Source organism: Synechococcus sp. N26, assembly GCF_900473975.1.
Lineage (GTDB): Bacteria > Cyanobacteriota > Cyanobacteriia > PCC-6307 > Cyanobiaceae > Parasynechococcus.
Window position 1 is genome coordinate 121,096 of record NZ_UCNM01000007.1, and the last position, 14,606, is coordinate 135,701.

Consider the following 14,606-nt stretch of genomic DNA (forward strand, 5'->3'; position numbering starts at 1 on the left):
GGTGCCATCTGAGACCCATGCGACTGTTCATGACCGAGGCCCTGGAAGCCATCGCCGATCGCTTCCATCCTCGCGAGGGGATCAAAGCCATTCGTTCCCTTGGTTCGGGCAACGTCAACGAAACGTTCCTCGTGACCCACGAGGGCGAGGACGGCGCCTTCGTCATGCAACGCCTGAACACAAACGTGTTCGATCGGCCTGACCTGGTGATGCAGAACCTGCAGGCCCTGGGCGACCACATGGAACGTCGTCTCGCCTCTCCACCCCCACAACTGAAGGGGCGGCGCTGGGAAGTGCCCAAGGTGGTTCCCTGTCGGCGAGAGGCCTCCCCCTGGATCGAACACAACGGAGAGTTCTGGCGCTCGATCACGTACATCGGCGCAGCGACCACCAGCGATGTCATCCGGGACAGTGCCCATGCCCAGGAAGTGGGCTACGGGCTAGGAATGTTCCATCACCTGATCAGCGATCTGCCCATCAATCAACTGGCGGACACCCTCGAGAATTTCCACGTCACGCCGGCCTACCTCCAACACTTCGATGCGGTCGCCAAAGCCACAGACCGCCTAGGGCCTGCAGAACGTGACGCCTGTGCGTTCATCGAGGCACGTCGCCAGGGCGTCGATGTGCTGGAAGCAGCGCTCAGCCGCGGTGAACTCCATCAACGCCCCATCCATGGGGACCCCAAGATCAACAACGTGATGATCGATGAGGCCAGCGGCCAGGCGATCAGTCTGATCGATCTGGACACCGTCAAACCGGGGCTCGTTCACTACGACATCGGCGACTGTGTGCGCTCCTGCTGCAATCCAGCCGGTGAGGAAACCCTCTGCCTCGACGATGTGAGCTTCGACATGGCGCTCTGTGAAGCGATCCTCACGGGCTACCTCTCCGTTGCTGGTGGGTTCCTGAGTGACTGGGACCTGCACTATCTGCCCCACTGCATCCGCCTGATCCCCCTCGAGCTTGGCCTGCGCTTTCTCACGGATCATTTGGAGGGCGATGTGTATTTCCGCTGCGATCGACCTGGGCATAACCTGCAACGGGCCCTGGTGCAGTTCCGTCTCACCGAAGCGGTGGAGCAACAGTTCAACGCCCTGGAGCAACTGGTTGTGCGGCTGAAGCAGCAGCCAAGTCCAAGCCTCTGAGATGGCGCGTTCTGCCGTGATGCTGCGTCAGGCCTGCCGCCTGATTCCCTTTGAACGGTCCATTCCAGCGGGGGTCCAGATCAGCGCGGAACTGGTGTGGAGGCGCGAGGGTTGGCTGGAACTCAGCTACGGGGTTCTGGCCCGCGCGGCCAAGGGCATTGGCGTCCTGAAGCTGCCGGAGGAACTAAACGACGGGCCCCAACAGGGGCAGCGCAAAGATGAGCTCTGGACCACCACCTGCTTCGAAGCATTCATCGCTGCCCCCGGAGAGCAGCGTTATTGGGAAGTGAATCTGGCTGCCAATGGCGATTGGGCGCTCTATCGCTTCGATGGCTACCGCAGTGAACAAACGCAACAGGAGCTGAGCACACCCCCAACGGTGCGGCTGCAACGCGGGTTGCACCAACTGCGGCTCGATGCCCGGATTGCATTGGAGCCCTGGTGGAGACCAGACGTCTGCCCAGACCTGGCATTGACGGCCGTGATCGACCGTGGACAGGAGGGGCTGAGCCATTGGGCCCTCCGCCACGGCTCCAAGGCCGACTTTCACGACCGCAGCACCTTTCTTGCCGCCTGAACCTCACCGGTAGGGTCGACAAAGCGCCCCTGCCCCACCATGCGCAGCCGCAATGTGCTTGTTGTCTCGGCCATCACGGCAAGCCTGCTGAGCGGGCTGTGGCTGAGACCAAAACAGCCGCAAGCCGCAGCCGAATCGGTTCTTTCAAAGCAGGCTGTCACCAAGCCAGGGGTGACTGAGCCAGGGGTGAAATCACCTGTGCTGCTTCCTGCCCAGGCCAGCCAACCGAAAACCAAGGACGGCCGGCAGTACCCCCTTGTGCCCGCTGAGCCAGCCAAGCTGGCAACACTGCTGGCGGCCGTTGAACAGGCGCTGAGGGATCCCGCCACAGCGGCCGAGGCCCTGCCCAATCTCGGCCACCAACAACAGGTGATCTATCGGGTCTTGTCGACCGACCAACCGAGATCTCAGCAGGTCGTTGACGCGTTACCCCCGCGCTGGCGCAGCGTGGCCGAACGCCACCTGGCAGCACGGCGTGAATTCGTTCGCATGAGCCGCGGCCGTGGACCGACGATGCTCCCCGCCTGGCGGATCATCCAGCCCGAACCAGCGGCAAATCTGCTCAGCTATTACCGCAAGGCCGAGGCAGCGACAGGGATCGAATGGGAGGTTCTAGCGGCCGTGAACCTCGTGGAAACCGGCATGGGACGCATCGATGGCATCTCCGTGGCCAATGCCCAGGGCCCGATGCAGTTCCTGCCCACCACCTGGGCCGAACCCGGCATTGGCGCCGGGAACATCCGCGACCCCCACGACGCCATCCAGGCAGCAGCGCGTTACCTGGTGAGGCGGGGCGGACTGCAGGACATTCGCCTCGGCCTCTGGGGCTACAACAACAGCGATTACTACGGCCGCGCCGTGCTGCTCTACGCCTCACTGATGAAGGAGGACCCCGCGGCCTACACCGGCCTGTATCACTGGGAGATCCACTTCAATGCAGCGGCCGGTGATCTCTGGCTACCGGTGGGTTACAACCAACCGCAGCGCATCACGGTTGAGCAGCATCTGCAGGCCAACCCAGCCAGCAGATCACCAAACGGGTGAGCATCGACACCTACGCTGAGACCTGGCATGAACCAGGAAACGGGTGTCCAAGGAAACCTCCCATCGCGGTGATGAACTGAAGGGTCTCGGCTGGTCCGAGGCTGATGTGGCTCGCTACGTCGAGCTCTGGGAATACCGGCAACGCTGGGGGGCCATGAATTTGGAGCGTGAGGATCGCCTATTCCTGCGCAAAGCCGAAAAAGCTCTGCCGGCGATTGTGACCGGACGGGCCGCCGCCAAGAAATCAATCAAAGACAAGACTTACTACCGCTGGCTGCGCTTCCATCTCGATGCGATGACCGAAGCCGAGGCGGGGATGGGGCTTGGCGACGGTGAGCGCGGAGCATGGCCGGTGCTGCTGGAGGCTGAACTCCGTTTGCTCGACCATTACGAACCCGTGCTCGGCTTGCCCGACACGTTGAAAGCCAAAGCCCTCAGCCCTGTGCGTGAAAAGCTCACGGCCCAAGTGGCTGCTCTCGGCAACACCAAGGCCTACGACTTCCAGGCGCCCCTGATTGCGCTGAAAGCAGAAGACAGCAGCAACCGCTGGAAGCATCTGCGCGAGGTGGATGCGAGTGATCGCACCTATCCCCTGCTCAGCGCTGATGGCGTGGCTGGATTCCGCAGCGAAGCGCACCGCGACATTCAAGAGGTGATCCGCAACACATTCCCTTCTTTGGCGGAAACCGACAAACCCGAGCTCTCTGACGACTAGAACTGGGGCAGTAGCCCCGCCGAAGACCATGTCTCACCGCTTCGAGACCCTGCAGCTGCACGCTGGGCAGTCCCCGGATAGTGCAACCAATGCGCGGGCGGTTCCCATCTATCAGACCAGCTCCTACGTCTTCAATGACGCCGAACACGGAGCCAACCTCTTCGGTCTGAAGGAGTTCGGGAACATCTACACCCGCCTGATGAACCCCACCACCGACGTGTTTGAAAAACGCGTCGCCGCCCTTGAAGGCGGGGTGGCCGCATTGGCGACAGCCTCAGGCCAGTCGGCTCAGTTCCTGGCGATCACCAACTGCATGCAGGCGGGAGACAACTTCGTTTCAACGTCTTACCTGTACGGCGGCACCTACAACCAGTTCAAAGTGCAGTTCCCGCGCTTGGGAATCGACGTGCGCTTTGCCGAAGGCGACGACGTCGCGAGCTTTGCAGCGCAAATCGACGACAACACCAAGGCGCTCTACGTGGAAGCGATGGGAAATCCCCGCTTCAACATCCCCGACTTTGAGGGTCTTTCAGCGCTTGCCAAAGAGAAAGGCATCCCCTTGATCGTCGACAACACCCTGGGAGCCTGTGGAGCTCTGCTGCGACCAATTGACCACGGCGCTGATGTGGTTGTTGAAAGTGCGACCAAGTGGATCGGGGGCCACGGCACCAGCCTGGGGGGCGTGATCGTGGACGCCGGCACCTTCAACTGGGGCAACGGCAAGTTCCCGTTGATGAGCCAGCCCAGCGCGGCTTATCACGGCTTGGTGCACTGGGATGCCTTTGGCTTCGGCAGTGACGTCTGCAAAATGCTGGGCTTGCCCGATGACCGCAACATCGCCTTCGCCCTGCGGGCCCGGGTGGAGGGCCTGCGGGATTGGGGGCCGGCCGTCAGTCCGTTCAACAGCTTCCTGCTGCTGCAGGGCCTAGAAACTCTAAGCCTGCGCGTTGAGCGCCACACCGAAAACGCCATGGCCCTGGCCACCTGGCTGCAGGACCATCCCGCCATCGCCCATGTGAGCTATCCCGGTCTGGCCAGTGATCCTTACAACGCTGCCGCGAAGAAATACCTGACAGGCCGTGGCATGGGATGCATGCTGATGTTCTCCCTCAACGGTGGCTACGACGATGCGGTTCGCTTCATCGACAGCCTCAAGCTGGCCAGCCACCTCGCCAACGTGGGCGATGCCAAAACGCTGGTGATTCACCCCGCGTCCACGACCCACCAACAACTCAGTGAGGCGGAACAAGCTTCAGCTGGCGTGACCCCCACGATGGTGCGGGTCTCCGTCGGACTCGAGCACATCGACGACATCAAGGCCGACTTCGAACAGGCCCTCGCCGTTCTCAGCTGAATGACGTCCCAGCTTCCATGGCGCTGATCCTTCCTGGCAGTTACCACAAAATCGCGGAGGTTGAACGCAACCGGATTTCCTGGATTGAGCCCGAACAGGCTGAACGCCAGGACATCCGGCCCCTGCGGATCGGCATCTTGAACATCATGCCGCTGGGCAAGCAGTACGAGTTCAACCTGCTGCATCCGCTGGGCCTATCGGTTCTGCAGATCGAACCGATATGGATTCGCCTCAACTCCCACGCCTACAAGAGCTGGGATCAGAACCATCTCGACCAGCTCTATGTGAGCTGGGATAAAGCCTTGTCCCAGGGTCCTCTGGATGGCTTGATCATCACCGGTGCCCCCGTGGAACACCTGCCCTTTGAACAGGTCAGTTACTGGAACGAACTGGTCCAGTTGATTGAGGAAGCGCGCAGCACCTGTGCCAGCACCCTCGGACTGTGCTGGGCCGGTTTCGCCCTCGCCTACCTTGCGGGCGTCGACAAGGTGGCCTTCCAGCAGAAGCTGTTCGGGATCTACCCGATGCGCAGCCTTGTCCCGGGGCATCCATTGATGGGAACCCAGGACGACCATTTCGTCTGCCCCCAAAGCCGACATGCCGGGCTGCCGGATGCCGCGATGGAAGCCGCCGAACGGGACGGACGTCTTCGCTTGCTCGCCCATGGCGAACAGGTGGGCTACACCATTTTCGAGACACCGGATCAGCGGCAGCTGATGCACCTCGGCCACCCCGAATACAACGTGGGGCGGATCCTCGGAGAAATGGAACGCGACCGAGCCCGGGGAGATGTTCCGCCGCCCGAAAATTTCGATGCGGCCAAACCCCAGACCCTCTGGCGCTCCCACCGGAACCTTCTGTTCCAGCAGTGGCTCTGGTTCTGCTATCAGCGGGTCAGCCTCAAGGCCTGATCAGGCTTGGTTGCAGCAGCACCCCTTAACCGTGTCGTTTCGGAGTGGGTTCCAGATTGGCCGAAGGCTCCTGAGCGATGGCATCTGGACGCTCAGCGGATTTGCGATTGAGTTCCCGCTCCAGCGAGGCGATGCGTCTCTCGCGAAGGCAATGACGGCATCCACCCAGGGTTTGCAGATGCTTTTCCGGTGTAATCGTGATCGGTTGAACCGGATGGGCGTTGCAACGGATTTGAACAGGACTCTTGTAACTGCGCCAGCGGATCAAGCTGTAATCGAATTGATCACCGAAGCGCTGCACGGCTCGCTTGAGGAATTCGTCTTGGGTTATTCGGGCTCCCATGCCAACGAATGTATGGGACAGTCTCGGGAACGAACCGACCTCGTCATCCGACGTCACGAATGACCATCCATCCAGCTGCAGCTGAAACGGACTGGTCCCTGCATGGGGGTTGGCTGAAGCCAGAGCTTGCCAGGCACTGGCAAACACAGCTTGAACACCAGCTTCAGTGGGAGCAGCCCGTGGTTCAGGTCTATGGCAAGCGCCACCCGGTCCCGCGAATGACGGTGTTTCTTGCCAATGAAGGAATTCACTACCGCTACAGCGGTGCCATGCACACCGGTGATGGCTGGCCTGCATGGTTCAAGCCATTGCTGCACCAGGTGAATGAAGCCTGTGAAACCAACTTCAACGGATGCCTGCTGAATTGGTATCGCCATGGCGATGACCGCATGGGTTGGCACGCCGATGACGAACCGGAAATTGATCAGCGGGCTCCGATTGCCTCCCTTTCACTCGGGGCAACGCGGGATTTTCAGCTCCGCCACCGCAAAACTGCACACTTAAAAAAGTCTCTGCCGTTGGCCGATGGTGACCTTCTGGTGATGCACCCGGGCTGTCAGAGCCGATGGATGCACAGTGTTCCTCAGCGGCGCAAAGTGCAGAGCACCCGCATCAACCTCACCTTTCGCCGTTTTCAGAACTGAGATCGCAGCAGCACACCCCATGCAGGCGCTGTGATTAAGGCCAGCAAGGTGCTCCAAAACACCAGCCCTGCGGCCCGCTCCTGATCAGCACCCACTGATTCTGCGATGAGCAAAAGAGAGATTGCCGTCGGCGCGGCTCCTTGCAGAGCAACCGCCTGAACCATCAAAGACTTGAACTGCAGCAGAGACGCCAGAAGCCAAAGCAGCAACGGGTAGAGCAGCAGCTTGGCCACCAGTGGCTTCAGCAGCTGCAGAGGACGTGCCTCCGGAGCAATGCCCTGGCGATGAATGCTGCCCAGGCGCATGCCCACCACCATCAGAGCCAGCACAATCACGCATCGCGAAGGCCACCACAGCGCATCGGCCACCGATGCAGACCATGGGGTCGCCTGAACCAGCAAAGCTCCGATGAGGCCGCGGGTTGCCGGACTCCCAGCAACGCTGCTCAGCAACCCTCGCAATCGTTGGGGACCATCCACCTGCCCCTCGATCAGCAGCGGTCCCAGGCTCCAGACCAGCAGAGTCGCCCCGAGATCGTAGCCAATGCTGATGGGCAGAGCCTCATCGGGGAGGAAAGCCAGGGCAAGAGGAACCCCGAAATAGGCCGTGTTTCCAGTGCAGCTGCCAAGCCGCAGCGTGGGAGACGCCAGCTCAGCCAATCCCGGCAGGCGCGCGGCCCCCAGCAGAACAAGACCCATGGCAAACACCGCAAGGCCTGCGGCCTGCAACATGTCGCCGCTGAGGCCACCCTTCAACAGCAGGCCCATCACACTGATCGGCACACCGAACCTGACCAGCGGTGCGGCCAAGCGAGTGGACAGGGTTTCATGGCGACGACCAGCCCAGAACCCAATCAGAAGGGAGGGCACAAGCTCCAGCAAGAACCGAAGAATGGACACCTCCATCAGATCAATCGACCCTAGAAAGCTGTGGTGACTGAGGCCTCAGCCCCAGGCTTAATCTGACTTTTGATTGGCCGCGTGGATTTTGCTGATGCAACCAGCTTCACGCCATCGCATCGTGCGCAGTGATCAATCAGAGGATCAGCTGACAAGGCTGTGCTTTGACAGCTACAACGCTGCCTACGATGAACTCGAGCGTTACTACGGGGATTTTTGCTGCTCTGATGATGATCGTGTCGAGTACACGATCATTTCTGAACCCTCAGACAGTGCTGAGGTTTAAACCACTGAGGACGCCTCAACATCAGCCCGCAAGCTTCATCGCAGGAGGGCAGTCTCAAAAGCCAGACCACAGAGACGCATCCCTAGATACAAACCTTTCAAAGCACTGAGCCTTGGCAATATCGGCTCGATTGATTGACATCCAGCCAGCCAACCAGTTAGGAACTATGTATTCATTGAGACGCATTTAAAATGCTGACCGGTTCCGAGCTGCTTGCCAAGGTCAAAGAACTTGGGGATGTTTCCAAATCCGATCTGGTGAGAGCTTGCGGATACGTCTCTGACAAGAAAAATGGTGGCGATCGCCTGAATTTCACAGCGTTCTACGAGGCCCTGCTCGAGGCCAAGGGCGTGAATCTGAGCATTGGTGGTGCTGCGATTGGCAAAGGTGGTCGCAAACTGAGCTACATCGCCAAAGTTCAGGGCAATGGCAATCTGCTGATCGGCAAGGCTTACACCGCCATGCTGAACCTCGAACCCGGCGACGAGTTCGAAATCAAGCTCGGCAAGAAAGCCATCCGTCTGATCCCTACGGGTGCAGCTGCGGAGCACAGCGAAGCTGCCGACCAGGTTGACGAGTGATCAACTGATCCATCACCCCAAGCTGAATCCCATACAGCCCCTCCCCTACCCGGAGGGGCTTTTTTTGCGCAACGATGCAACCGAGGCCCTGAGGCAACCACACTGGGGCTGGCATCACAATTGTTGCTCGGTAATGTGAGCCGGATTGGCGCGACAGAGTTGAAATCCTTCAAGGCAACCGTCGCTTCGTTCCTAAGCAATACGTTTCTGTTGGGGGGCTCAGTCGCCCTATCCATCCATGTCGTGCTGACCTTCTTTCGGATGCACGGACTGGCGCTGACCCTTGCTTTTGTGGCGTTTTGGCTGATCTGCGTGACGGCCTACTTCCGTTGGCAGGGCAAGCAGTCGACACCTCGGACGGTCAGCAAAAATTCAACACAGGACAAGCACAGCCGAAAGCCCACTGAGGCTTGGAGAGAACGACAATCGGCCTGAAGCACCTCACACGGTTTGGCAAACCGTTCAGTGCTGCATCTGATTGAGGAACCTGCGGCTGCGTTCCTCCCTGGCATTGCTGAAAAAGGTCTCTGGATCGGAGGTCTCCACCACCTGGCCCCGATCCATGAACATCACCCGATCCGCCACCTCACGGGCAAAGCCCAGTTCGTGGGTGACCACCACCATCGTCATGCCGCCTTTCGCCAGCTGGCGCATCGCATCTAACACCTCCTTCACCCGCTCCGGATCCAAGGCACTGGTGGGCTCATCGAACAGCATCACCTCAGGATCCAGGGCCAGAGCCCGGGCGATCGCCACCCGCTGCTGCTGACCACCGCTGAGCTGCGCCGGGTACTTGTGGGCCTGCTCGCGAATGCCCATCTGGTCAAGGAGATCCATTGCCCGCTGCTCGGCAGCCGCCTTGGCACGCTGTTGCACCTTGATTGGGGCAAGGGTGATGTTGTCGAGGATGGAAAGGTGAGGGAAAAGGTTGAACTGCTGAAACACCATCCCCACGCGCTTGCGGATCTCCCGCACCTGACGTTCTGCATGGGTGGCGTCCAAGCGAGCCCCCAGCACATCCAAGGCGCCGCCATCCAACGACTCCAGACCGTTGAACGTACGGATCAGCGTGCTCTTGCCGGAGCCGGAAGGCCCCATCACCACCAGCACTTCGCCGCTGTTCACCTCAAGGGTGACGCCATCGAGAGCTCGAACCCCTTGGGAATAGCTCTTGACCAGATCAGTGGCACGAATGGCGACAGTCATGAAGCGGAGCGGGCAGGGTCAAGCTGAACTTCCAGGTGGCGGGCCAGCAGCGCCATGGCGGTACACGCCAGCCAGTAAACCGCAGCAAGCCAGAGGTAGACCTCCAGATAGCGGCCGATGAAAGCCGGATTCGCCAAGAGGCTGCGGCTGATGCCCAGCAATTCCACCAAACCGAGAATGGCCATCAGGCTTGTGTTTTGCAGCAGACCCACCGCCTGATTGGTGAGCGATGGAAGTGCAACCCGTAGCGCCTGAGGCAGCACCACCAGTTGCAGCACTTGGCGTGGCGACAGCCCCAGCACGGCTGCAGCTTCCCGCTGGGTGGGCGGAATCGCCTGCAGACCACCGCGCACATCCTCTGCTATGTAGGCCGCTGCAAACAAGGCGAAGGCCACAACCGCCCGCAGAACCCGATTGATCTCAAGACCTGGCGGCAGGAACAACGGGATCAGCAGTTGTCCAAAGAACAGAACCGCAATCAAGGGCACAGCCCGCATCAACTCGATGTAGGCGGCGCTGCTCCAACGCAGCACCGGCAGCTCACTGCGCCGGCCGAGTGCCAGGAGGATCCCCAACGGAAGCGCCAAAGCTCCACTGCCTCCCGTGAGCAGCAGCGTGAGCGTCAGACCACCCCAACTGCGTGTCCCCACCGGCAGCAGGCCCAAACCTCCAGCCAACAGCCAGAGCCCCAGCGGCGCCATCGCGATCCAGACCAACGGCAACCAACGGCGAACCCAGCCACGCTTCGGACCAACGAGGGTCAGCAGCGTCAGCGTGATCAGTGCTGCCATCCACAACAACGGACGCCAGCGTTGATCCGCAGGGAAACTGCCCACCGCATACAGCGGCAGATTGGTGGTCACCACAGACCAGTCGGCTGCCATCAGCAGCCAATGCAGCATGGACCAGCCAGCCCATCCGAGCAGAGCCAGCAGCAGCAATGTGATCCCACGATCCAACCAACGGTTCATCAGCGGCTCCTGCTCAGACGACCCAGCACGGCACGGTTCAAGGCAGCCATGCCTCCGCTGATCAACAAATTCAGCAGCAAAAAGCTGAGCAACAGCAGCAGGAAGCCCTCAATGGCGCGACCGGTTTGGGTGATGGTGGTGTCACTGACGGCATAGAGATCGGCGTAGCCCACGGCAATGGCCAGGGTGCTGTTCTTGGCGAGATTGAGGTACTGGCTCGTGAGCGCAGGAAGAATCGCCGGCAGGGCCTGAGGCAACACAATCCGACGCAGCCCAAGCCCTTCTCCAAGCCCAAGGCTGCGGAAGGCCTCCCACTGGCCCCGTGGCACCGCATTGATGCCACCGCGCACGATCTCAGCAATCGATGCACCCGTGAACACCGTGAGCCCCACAAGAACCGCACAAAATTCAACGCTGAGGTTCAGGCCCAACAGCTGAATGCCCTGATTCGAAAGCCGGATCAACCCACCGAGCGGCACCGAGGGAAGGCCAAGGAAGGCAACGAAATACCAGAACAGCAACTGCAGCAGCAGAGGAATCTGACGAATCAAGGCCACGTAGCTTCCGGCCAGGCTGCGCAGCAGACGGTTGTTGCTCCCGCGGGCTGCACCGGCAGCCACACCCAGGCAGGTGGCCAAGACCAGGCCAGCCGCGATCACCTTGAGGCTGTTCAGCCAACCAATGGTCAGGGCCCAGAGGTAGCTATCGGATGGGGCATAGGGGAGAGCTGTTTCCGCCAGAGCAAAACCAGCGGGTCGGCCCAGCCAGCCAAAACCCAGTCCCAAGCCCGTTCGAATCAGGTTGACCGCCAGATTGTTAACCAGCAGAGCCACAAGGCCTAGCAGTACGGCGGCGACGGCAACCTGAACCAGGAGACGACGCTGCCGCATCAGGTGAACGGTGGGGAAATCATCAAACCACCTTCACCGGCCAGCCGGTTCGCCCCCCGGGGAATCGCCACGGCACTGTCGGGTCCGAGATGGCGGTTGTAGATCTCGCCGTAATTGCCGGTGGCACGGATCACCTGAACAACAAAGTCATCGGCGAGTCCGAGTTTGCGACCCAGACCTGGGTCCACCCCCAGGAAACGCCGAAGAGCGGTCTGGGAGGGGTCAGCTGCGGCTTGCTTCACCACCACATCAACATTGGCTTGGGTGATGCCCCGTTCCTCGGCTTCAATCAGAGCGTTGATCACCCAGGTCATGGCATCACCCATGGGCTGATCCCCACCCACCACAGCTGGAGCCAGAGGCTCCTTGCTGATCCGGTCGTCGAGGATCAGATGCGCCTGGGGATCACTGAACCCTGAGCGTGCCGCCGCCAGTTGCGAGCGATCAGACGTCATGGCTGCACAGCGCCCCTGGAGGTAGCCGCCCACCACCTGATTGAGATCTTGATATTTGATCGGTGTGTAGGGAAGCCCCTCGGAGGCGAAGGCGTCGTTGAGGTTTTGCTCGGTTGTGGTGCCCGATCCCACGCAAATGGACTTGCCGCTCAAGTCAGCCAGCGAACGCACTCCGCTGACGGCATTCACCATCAAGCCCTGTCCGTCATGGAAAACCACAGGTCCAAAGCGCAGCCCATTGCCCCCCACCGCATCGCGGCTGAGGGTGTGGGTGGTGTTCCGAGACAACAGATCGATCTCGCCCGATCGCAAGGCCGTGAACCGCTCGGGCGCGGTTAAAGGCCGGTATTGAACCTTCTCGGCATCACCAACGAAAGCGGCAGCCATGGCACGGCAGATGTCGACATCCAGGCCGGTGTAACGACCATCAGGACTGAGAAAACTGAAGCCTGGAATCTTGCCGCTCACCCCACAAAGCACCTCACCACGCGCTTTGACCAGATCCAGACGCGAGCCAGCTGCGCTGTCCAGTGACGCACAGGACGCCAGGAATGAGGACAACCCGGCCAACGCAACGATCAGAACACGTGAACTGGATCGGAACATCAGCATTGATACGGATCGGGTGGGATTGTCCCAGATCCCCAGCACATCCCCCACATCCGACCTACGTTCACGGCAATCAGCCTGGCTGCAATGAAGGTCTGGGCCTGCCTTTTGGCCGGACTGATCGCTGGAAGCGCGACTCCCTGTGCTGTCGCGGGGGACGAGCACGACCGTGGGACCTACAACAACAAGATGGCGCTGTTGGGCTTCCTTCTAGAGAGTGCTCAGCAGCGGGCTGGCGGTGATGTTCAAACCCTTTGCCCGTTGATGAGCATCAGCAACGACGTCACCGAGCGGTACGTGGAGACCAACCCTGAGGACGTGCAGATCCAGCAGCGGCTCATGGCGATGCGCCAAGACCTCAGGGCCTGTCTTGCCAACCAAGCCGAGGCTCATGCATGGGCTGATTCCTGACCACCGATCCGCTCGAACAGATCAAGGCTCTCCTCGTTCAGGCCAATCACGCTGACAACAGATCCACCGCTGCGGTATTTGCGGATGACCTGATCCAGTGCAGCCACGCCGCTCTGGTCCCAGATGTGGGCTTGGGAGAGGTCAATCGTGATGCGCTCGGGATGGTCGTGAAGATCAAATCCCTGGAGGAAATACACCTTGCTCACAAAAAACAGCTGCCCCTGCACCCGGTACAAACGCTCCTGATCGCTGATCTCAACGGCCTCCACCTGAATCACCTTGGCCACCTTGCGGCTGAACAGAATTCCTGCCAGCGCCACGCCTGCCAACACGCCAAGGGCGAGGTTGTGCGGGGTGGTGAGCATGGTGACGGCAAAGGTCATCAGCATCACCGAGGTGTCGCTCTTGGGGATGCGACGCAGGTTGCGCAGACCGTTGATGTCAGCGGTGCTAACAGCGATGCTGATCATCACGGCCACCAGAGCCGCCATCGGAATTTGCTTGAGCCAGGGCCCAGCCAGCAGGATCATCGCCAGCAGGCTCACCCCCGAGAACAGGGTGGACAGTCGCGTGCGGCCGCCGTTGTCCACATTCATCACGGACTGACCTACCAGGGCACAACCGGCCATGCCACCGAAGAGGGAGGAGACGATGTTGGCGATGCCTTGGCCCCGGGCCTCAACGTTTTTGTTGGTGGTGGTGTCGGTCTTGTCGTCGAGGATGTCCTGGGTCAGGAAGGTTTCCATCAGACCCACCAAAGAGATGGCCAAGGCGGTGGGGAGCACCAAACCAAGGGTGTCCAAGCTGAAAGGAACGCCCCCTTCACCGAAGGGAAGGCTGAAGGAAGGCAGACCTGCAGGAAGGGTGCCGAGGCTGCTGACCGTGGGGATGTCAAAGCTGAATCCCACACTGATCGCGGTCAGCACAATGATGGCCACCAGCTGTGAAGGCACCACGCGGGTGATCCGGGGAAGGCCATAGATGATCACCAGGCCCAGCAGGACCAAGCCCCAGACGACGGGGATCTGGCCACCGTGGGGGAGCAACGATGAGGCCCCATGGTCACCATCTCCAGCGTGAAGGTTGAGACCGAGCTGGGGCAGCTGGGCCTGAAAAATCAGCAAGGCCAGCGCATTAACGAAGCCGCTCAGCACCCCTTGGGGAACAAAGCGCATCTGATAGGCAAGACGCAGATACCCCCAGAGGATCTGCAGCAGACCCGTCACCACCCCCGCCACCATCAGGTACTGGACCCCCAGGCCTGGCCCCCGGGCTTCACCGGTGGCCACAAGGCCTGTCATCAACAGGGCCGTGGAGCCCGTGGCCGAGGTGATCATGGCCATGCGACCACCCACGACGGCGATGGTCAGCGACAGGCAGAAGGCTCCAAAAAGGCCCACCTTGGGGTCCACCCCAGCGATCCCCGAGAAGGCAATGGCCTCGGGAATCATCGCGAAAGCCACCACCAGACCCGAGAGCAGATCTTTGCTGGGGTTGGCCAACCACTGATTCACCAGGGTTGGGCTGGATCGTTTGGCCATCAAAGGATGCCGATTAGGGGC

General features: G+C 60.6%; 18 protein-coding genes. 11 read left to right on the forward strand and 7 right to left on the reverse strand.

Features of this window, described 5'->3' with window-relative positions; translation table 11 throughout:
• The first annotated feature begins 17 nt into the window (after positions 1-17).
• From DXY33_RS05225 to DXY33_RS05250, 6 genes are read left to right on the forward strand one after another with little or no spacing between them, the layout of a single operon-like run.
• A complete protein-coding gene (locus tag DXY33_RS05225; RefSeq protein ID WP_170950953.1) occupies positions 18-1,148 on the forward strand; it encodes a phosphotransferase enzyme family protein in 1,131 nt (376 codons plus the stop codon).
• Between the two features lies 1 nt (position 1,149).
• Entirely contained in the window at positions 1,150-1,725 is a 576-nt protein-coding gene (locus DXY33_RS05230; RefSeq protein WP_115132033.1) for a DOMON-like domain-containing protein, read from the forward strand.
• A 39-nt stretch (positions 1,726-1,764) separates the two neighbouring features.
• Positions 1,765-2,769 (forward strand): lytic transglycosylase domain-containing protein, encoded by a 1,005-nt coding sequence (locus DXY33_RS05235; protein WP_115132034.1) that lies wholly within the window; start codon positions 1,765-1,767, stop codon positions 2,767-2,769.
• 43 nt (positions 2,770-2,812) lie between these two features.
• Positions 2,813-3,484 carry a hypothetical protein gene (locus DXY33_RS05240; RefSeq protein WP_114987875.1) on the forward strand — a complete coding sequence of 224 codons (672 nt, stop codon included), beginning with the start codon at positions 2,813-2,815 and terminating at the stop codon, positions 3,482-3,484.
• Positions 3,485-3,512: 28 nt separating this feature from the next.
• Positions 3,513-4,838, forward strand: coding sequence for an O-acetylhomoserine aminocarboxypropyltransferase/cysteine synthase family protein (locus DXY33_RS05245; RefSeq protein ID WP_114988009.1), 1,326 nt, complete (start codon positions 3,513-3,515; stop codon positions 4,836-4,838).
• Positions 4,839-4,855: 17 nt separating this feature from the next.
• Complete coding sequence (locus DXY33_RS05250; protein WP_115132035.1) at positions 4,856-5,749, forward strand: homoserine O-succinyltransferase; 894 nt, start codon at positions 4,856-4,858, stop codon at positions 5,747-5,749.
• Between the two features lie 25 nt (positions 5,750-5,774).
• On the opposite strand, the gene DXY33_RS05255 is transcribed toward DXY33_RS05250, so the two are convergent.
• A complete protein-coding gene (locus tag DXY33_RS05255) occupies positions 5,775-6,092 on the reverse strand; it encodes a hypothetical protein (RefSeq protein WP_115132036.1) in 318 nt (105 codons plus the stop codon).
• 59 nt (positions 6,093-6,151) lie between these two features.
• Here DXY33_RS05255 and DXY33_RS05260 point away from each other — a divergent pair, with 59 nt between their 5' ends.
• On the forward strand, positions 6,152-6,736 hold the full coding sequence (locus DXY33_RS05260; protein ID WP_115132037.1) for an alpha-ketoglutarate-dependent dioxygenase AlkB: 585 nt from the start codon (positions 6,152-6,154) through the stop codon (positions 6,734-6,736).
• Here the strand turns inward: DXY33_RS05260 and DXY33_RS05265 are convergent.
• Positions 6,727-7,641: an AEC family transporter gene (locus tag DXY33_RS05265; protein WP_115132038.1), complete on the reverse strand. Its 915-nt coding sequence runs from the start codon at positions 7,639-7,641 to the stop codon at positions 6,727-6,729. The two genes, DXY33_RS05260 and DXY33_RS05265, sit on opposite strands and share 10 nt — an antisense overlap.
• A gap of 88 nt (positions 7,642-7,729) precedes the next feature.
• Between DXY33_RS05265 and DXY33_RS12605 the strand changes: the two genes are divergently transcribed.
• From DXY33_RS12605 to DXY33_RS05280, 3 genes are all read left to right on the forward strand, one after another.
• Entirely contained in the window at positions 7,730-7,921 is a 192-nt protein-coding gene (locus tag DXY33_RS12605) for a hypothetical protein (protein WP_115132243.1), read from the forward strand.
• A gap of 191 nt (positions 7,922-8,112) precedes the next feature.
• On the forward strand, positions 8,113-8,502 hold the full coding sequence (locus DXY33_RS05275; protein WP_115132039.1) for an AbrB family transcriptional regulator: 390 nt from the start codon (positions 8,113-8,115) through the stop codon (positions 8,500-8,502).
• Between the two features lie 123 nt (positions 8,503-8,625).
• Positions 8,626-8,937 carry a hypothetical protein gene (locus DXY33_RS05280; RefSeq protein WP_170950954.1) on the forward strand — a complete coding sequence of 104 codons (312 nt, stop codon included), beginning with the start codon at positions 8,626-8,628 and terminating at the stop codon, positions 8,935-8,937.
• Between the two features lie 27 nt (positions 8,938-8,964).
• On the opposite strand, the gene DXY33_RS05285 is transcribed toward DXY33_RS05280, so the two are convergent.
• The 4 genes from DXY33_RS05285 to DXY33_RS05300 are packed head-to-tail and all read right to left on the reverse strand — an operon-like array spanning position 8,965 to position 12,630.
• A complete protein-coding gene (locus DXY33_RS05285) occupies positions 8,965-9,708 on the reverse strand; it encodes an amino acid ABC transporter ATP-binding protein (protein ID WP_115132041.1) in 744 nt (247 codons plus the stop codon).
• Entirely contained in the window at positions 9,705-10,679 is a 975-nt protein-coding gene (locus DXY33_RS05290) for an amino acid ABC transporter permease (protein WP_115132042.1), read from the reverse strand. Before DXY33_RS05290 ends, DXY33_RS05285 begins: the two co-directional genes overlap by 4 nt.
• Positions 10,679-11,569, reverse strand: coding sequence for an ABC transporter permease subunit (locus DXY33_RS05295; protein ID WP_115132043.1), 891 nt, complete (start codon positions 11,567-11,569; stop codon positions 10,679-10,681). The genes DXY33_RS05290 and DXY33_RS05295 overlap by 1 nt, the downstream gene beginning before the upstream one ends.
• Entirely contained in the window at positions 11,569-12,630 is a 1,062-nt protein-coding gene (locus DXY33_RS05300; protein ID WP_115132244.1) for an amino acid ABC transporter substrate-binding protein, read from the reverse strand. The genes DXY33_RS05295 and DXY33_RS05300 overlap by 1 nt, the downstream gene beginning before the upstream one ends.
• Positions 12,631-12,720: 90 nt before the next feature.
• On the opposite strand from DXY33_RS05300, the gene DXY33_RS05305 reads away from it, so the two are divergent.
• Entirely contained in the window at positions 12,721-13,044 is a 324-nt protein-coding gene (locus DXY33_RS05305; RefSeq protein WP_115132044.1) for a hypothetical protein, read from the forward strand.
• Here the strand turns inward: DXY33_RS05305 and DXY33_RS05310 are convergent.
• On the reverse strand, positions 13,023-14,585 hold the full coding sequence (locus DXY33_RS05310; RefSeq protein WP_115132045.1) for a SulP family inorganic anion transporter: 1,563 nt from the start codon (positions 14,583-14,585) through the stop codon (positions 13,023-13,025). The genes DXY33_RS05305 and DXY33_RS05310 overlap by 22 nt on opposite strands.
• Positions 14,586-14,606 lie beyond the last annotated feature (21 nt).

Bases quoted from the DNA above. Each gene is read 5' to 3' on its own strand.
- DXY33_RS05250 (WP_115132035.1), top strand. From the start codon at position 4,856: ATGGCGCTGATCCTTCCTGGCAGTTACCACAAAATCGCGGAGGTTGAA.
- DXY33_RS05230 (WP_115132033.1), top strand. From the start codon at position 1,150: ATGGCGCGTTCTGCCGTGATGCTGCGTCAGGCCTGCCGCCTGATTCCC.
- DXY33_RS05305 (WP_115132044.1), top strand. From the start codon at position 12,721: ATGAAGGTCTGGGCCTGCCTTTTGGCCGGACTGATCGCTGGAAGCGCG.
- DXY33_RS05285 (WP_115132041.1), bottom strand. From the start codon at position 9,708: ATGACTGTCGCCATTCGTGCCACTGATCTGGTCAAGAGCTATTCCCAA.
- DXY33_RS12605 (WP_115132243.1), top strand. From the start codon at position 7,730: ATGCAACCAGCTTCACGCCATCGCATCGTGCGCAGTGATCAATCAGAG.
- DXY33_RS05265 (WP_115132038.1), bottom strand. From the start codon at position 7,641: ATGGAGGTGTCCATTCTTCGGTTCTTGCTGGAGCTTGTGCCCTCCCTT.
- DXY33_RS05300 (WP_115132244.1), bottom strand. From the start codon at position 12,630: ATGTTCCGATCCAGTTCACGTGTTCTGATCGTTGCGTTGGCCGGGTTG.
- DXY33_RS05260 (WP_115132037.1), top strand. From the start codon at position 6,152: ATGACCATCCATCCAGCTGCAGCTGAAACGGACTGGTCCCTGCATGGG.
- DXY33_RS05295 (WP_115132043.1), bottom strand. From the start codon at position 11,569: ATGCGGCAGCGTCGTCTCCTGGTTCAGGTTGCCGTCGCCGCCGTACTG.
- DXY33_RS05225 (WP_170950953.1), top strand. From the start codon at position 18: ATGCGACTGTTCATGACCGAGGCCCTGGAAGCCATCGCCGATCGCTTC.
- DXY33_RS05255 (WP_115132036.1), bottom strand. From the start codon at position 6,092: ATGGGAGCCCGAATAACCCAAGACGAATTCCTCAAGCGAGCCGTGCAG.
- DXY33_RS05290 (WP_115132042.1), bottom strand. From the start codon at position 10,679: ATGAACCGTTGGTTGGATCGTGGGATCACATTGCTGCTGCTGGCTCTG.
- DXY33_RS05235 (WP_115132034.1), top strand. From the start codon at position 1,765: ATGCGCAGCCGCAATGTGCTTGTTGTCTCGGCCATCACGGCAAGCCTG.
- DXY33_RS05310 (WP_115132045.1), bottom strand. From the start codon at position 14,585: ATGGCCAAACGATCCAGCCCAACCCTGGTGAATCAGTGGTTGGCCAAC.
- DXY33_RS05245 (WP_114988009.1), top strand. From the start codon at position 3,513: ATGTCTCACCGCTTCGAGACCCTGCAGCTGCACGCTGGGCAGTCCCCG.
- DXY33_RS05275 (WP_115132039.1), top strand. From the start codon at position 8,113: ATGCTGACCGGTTCCGAGCTGCTTGCCAAGGTCAAAGAACTTGGGGAT.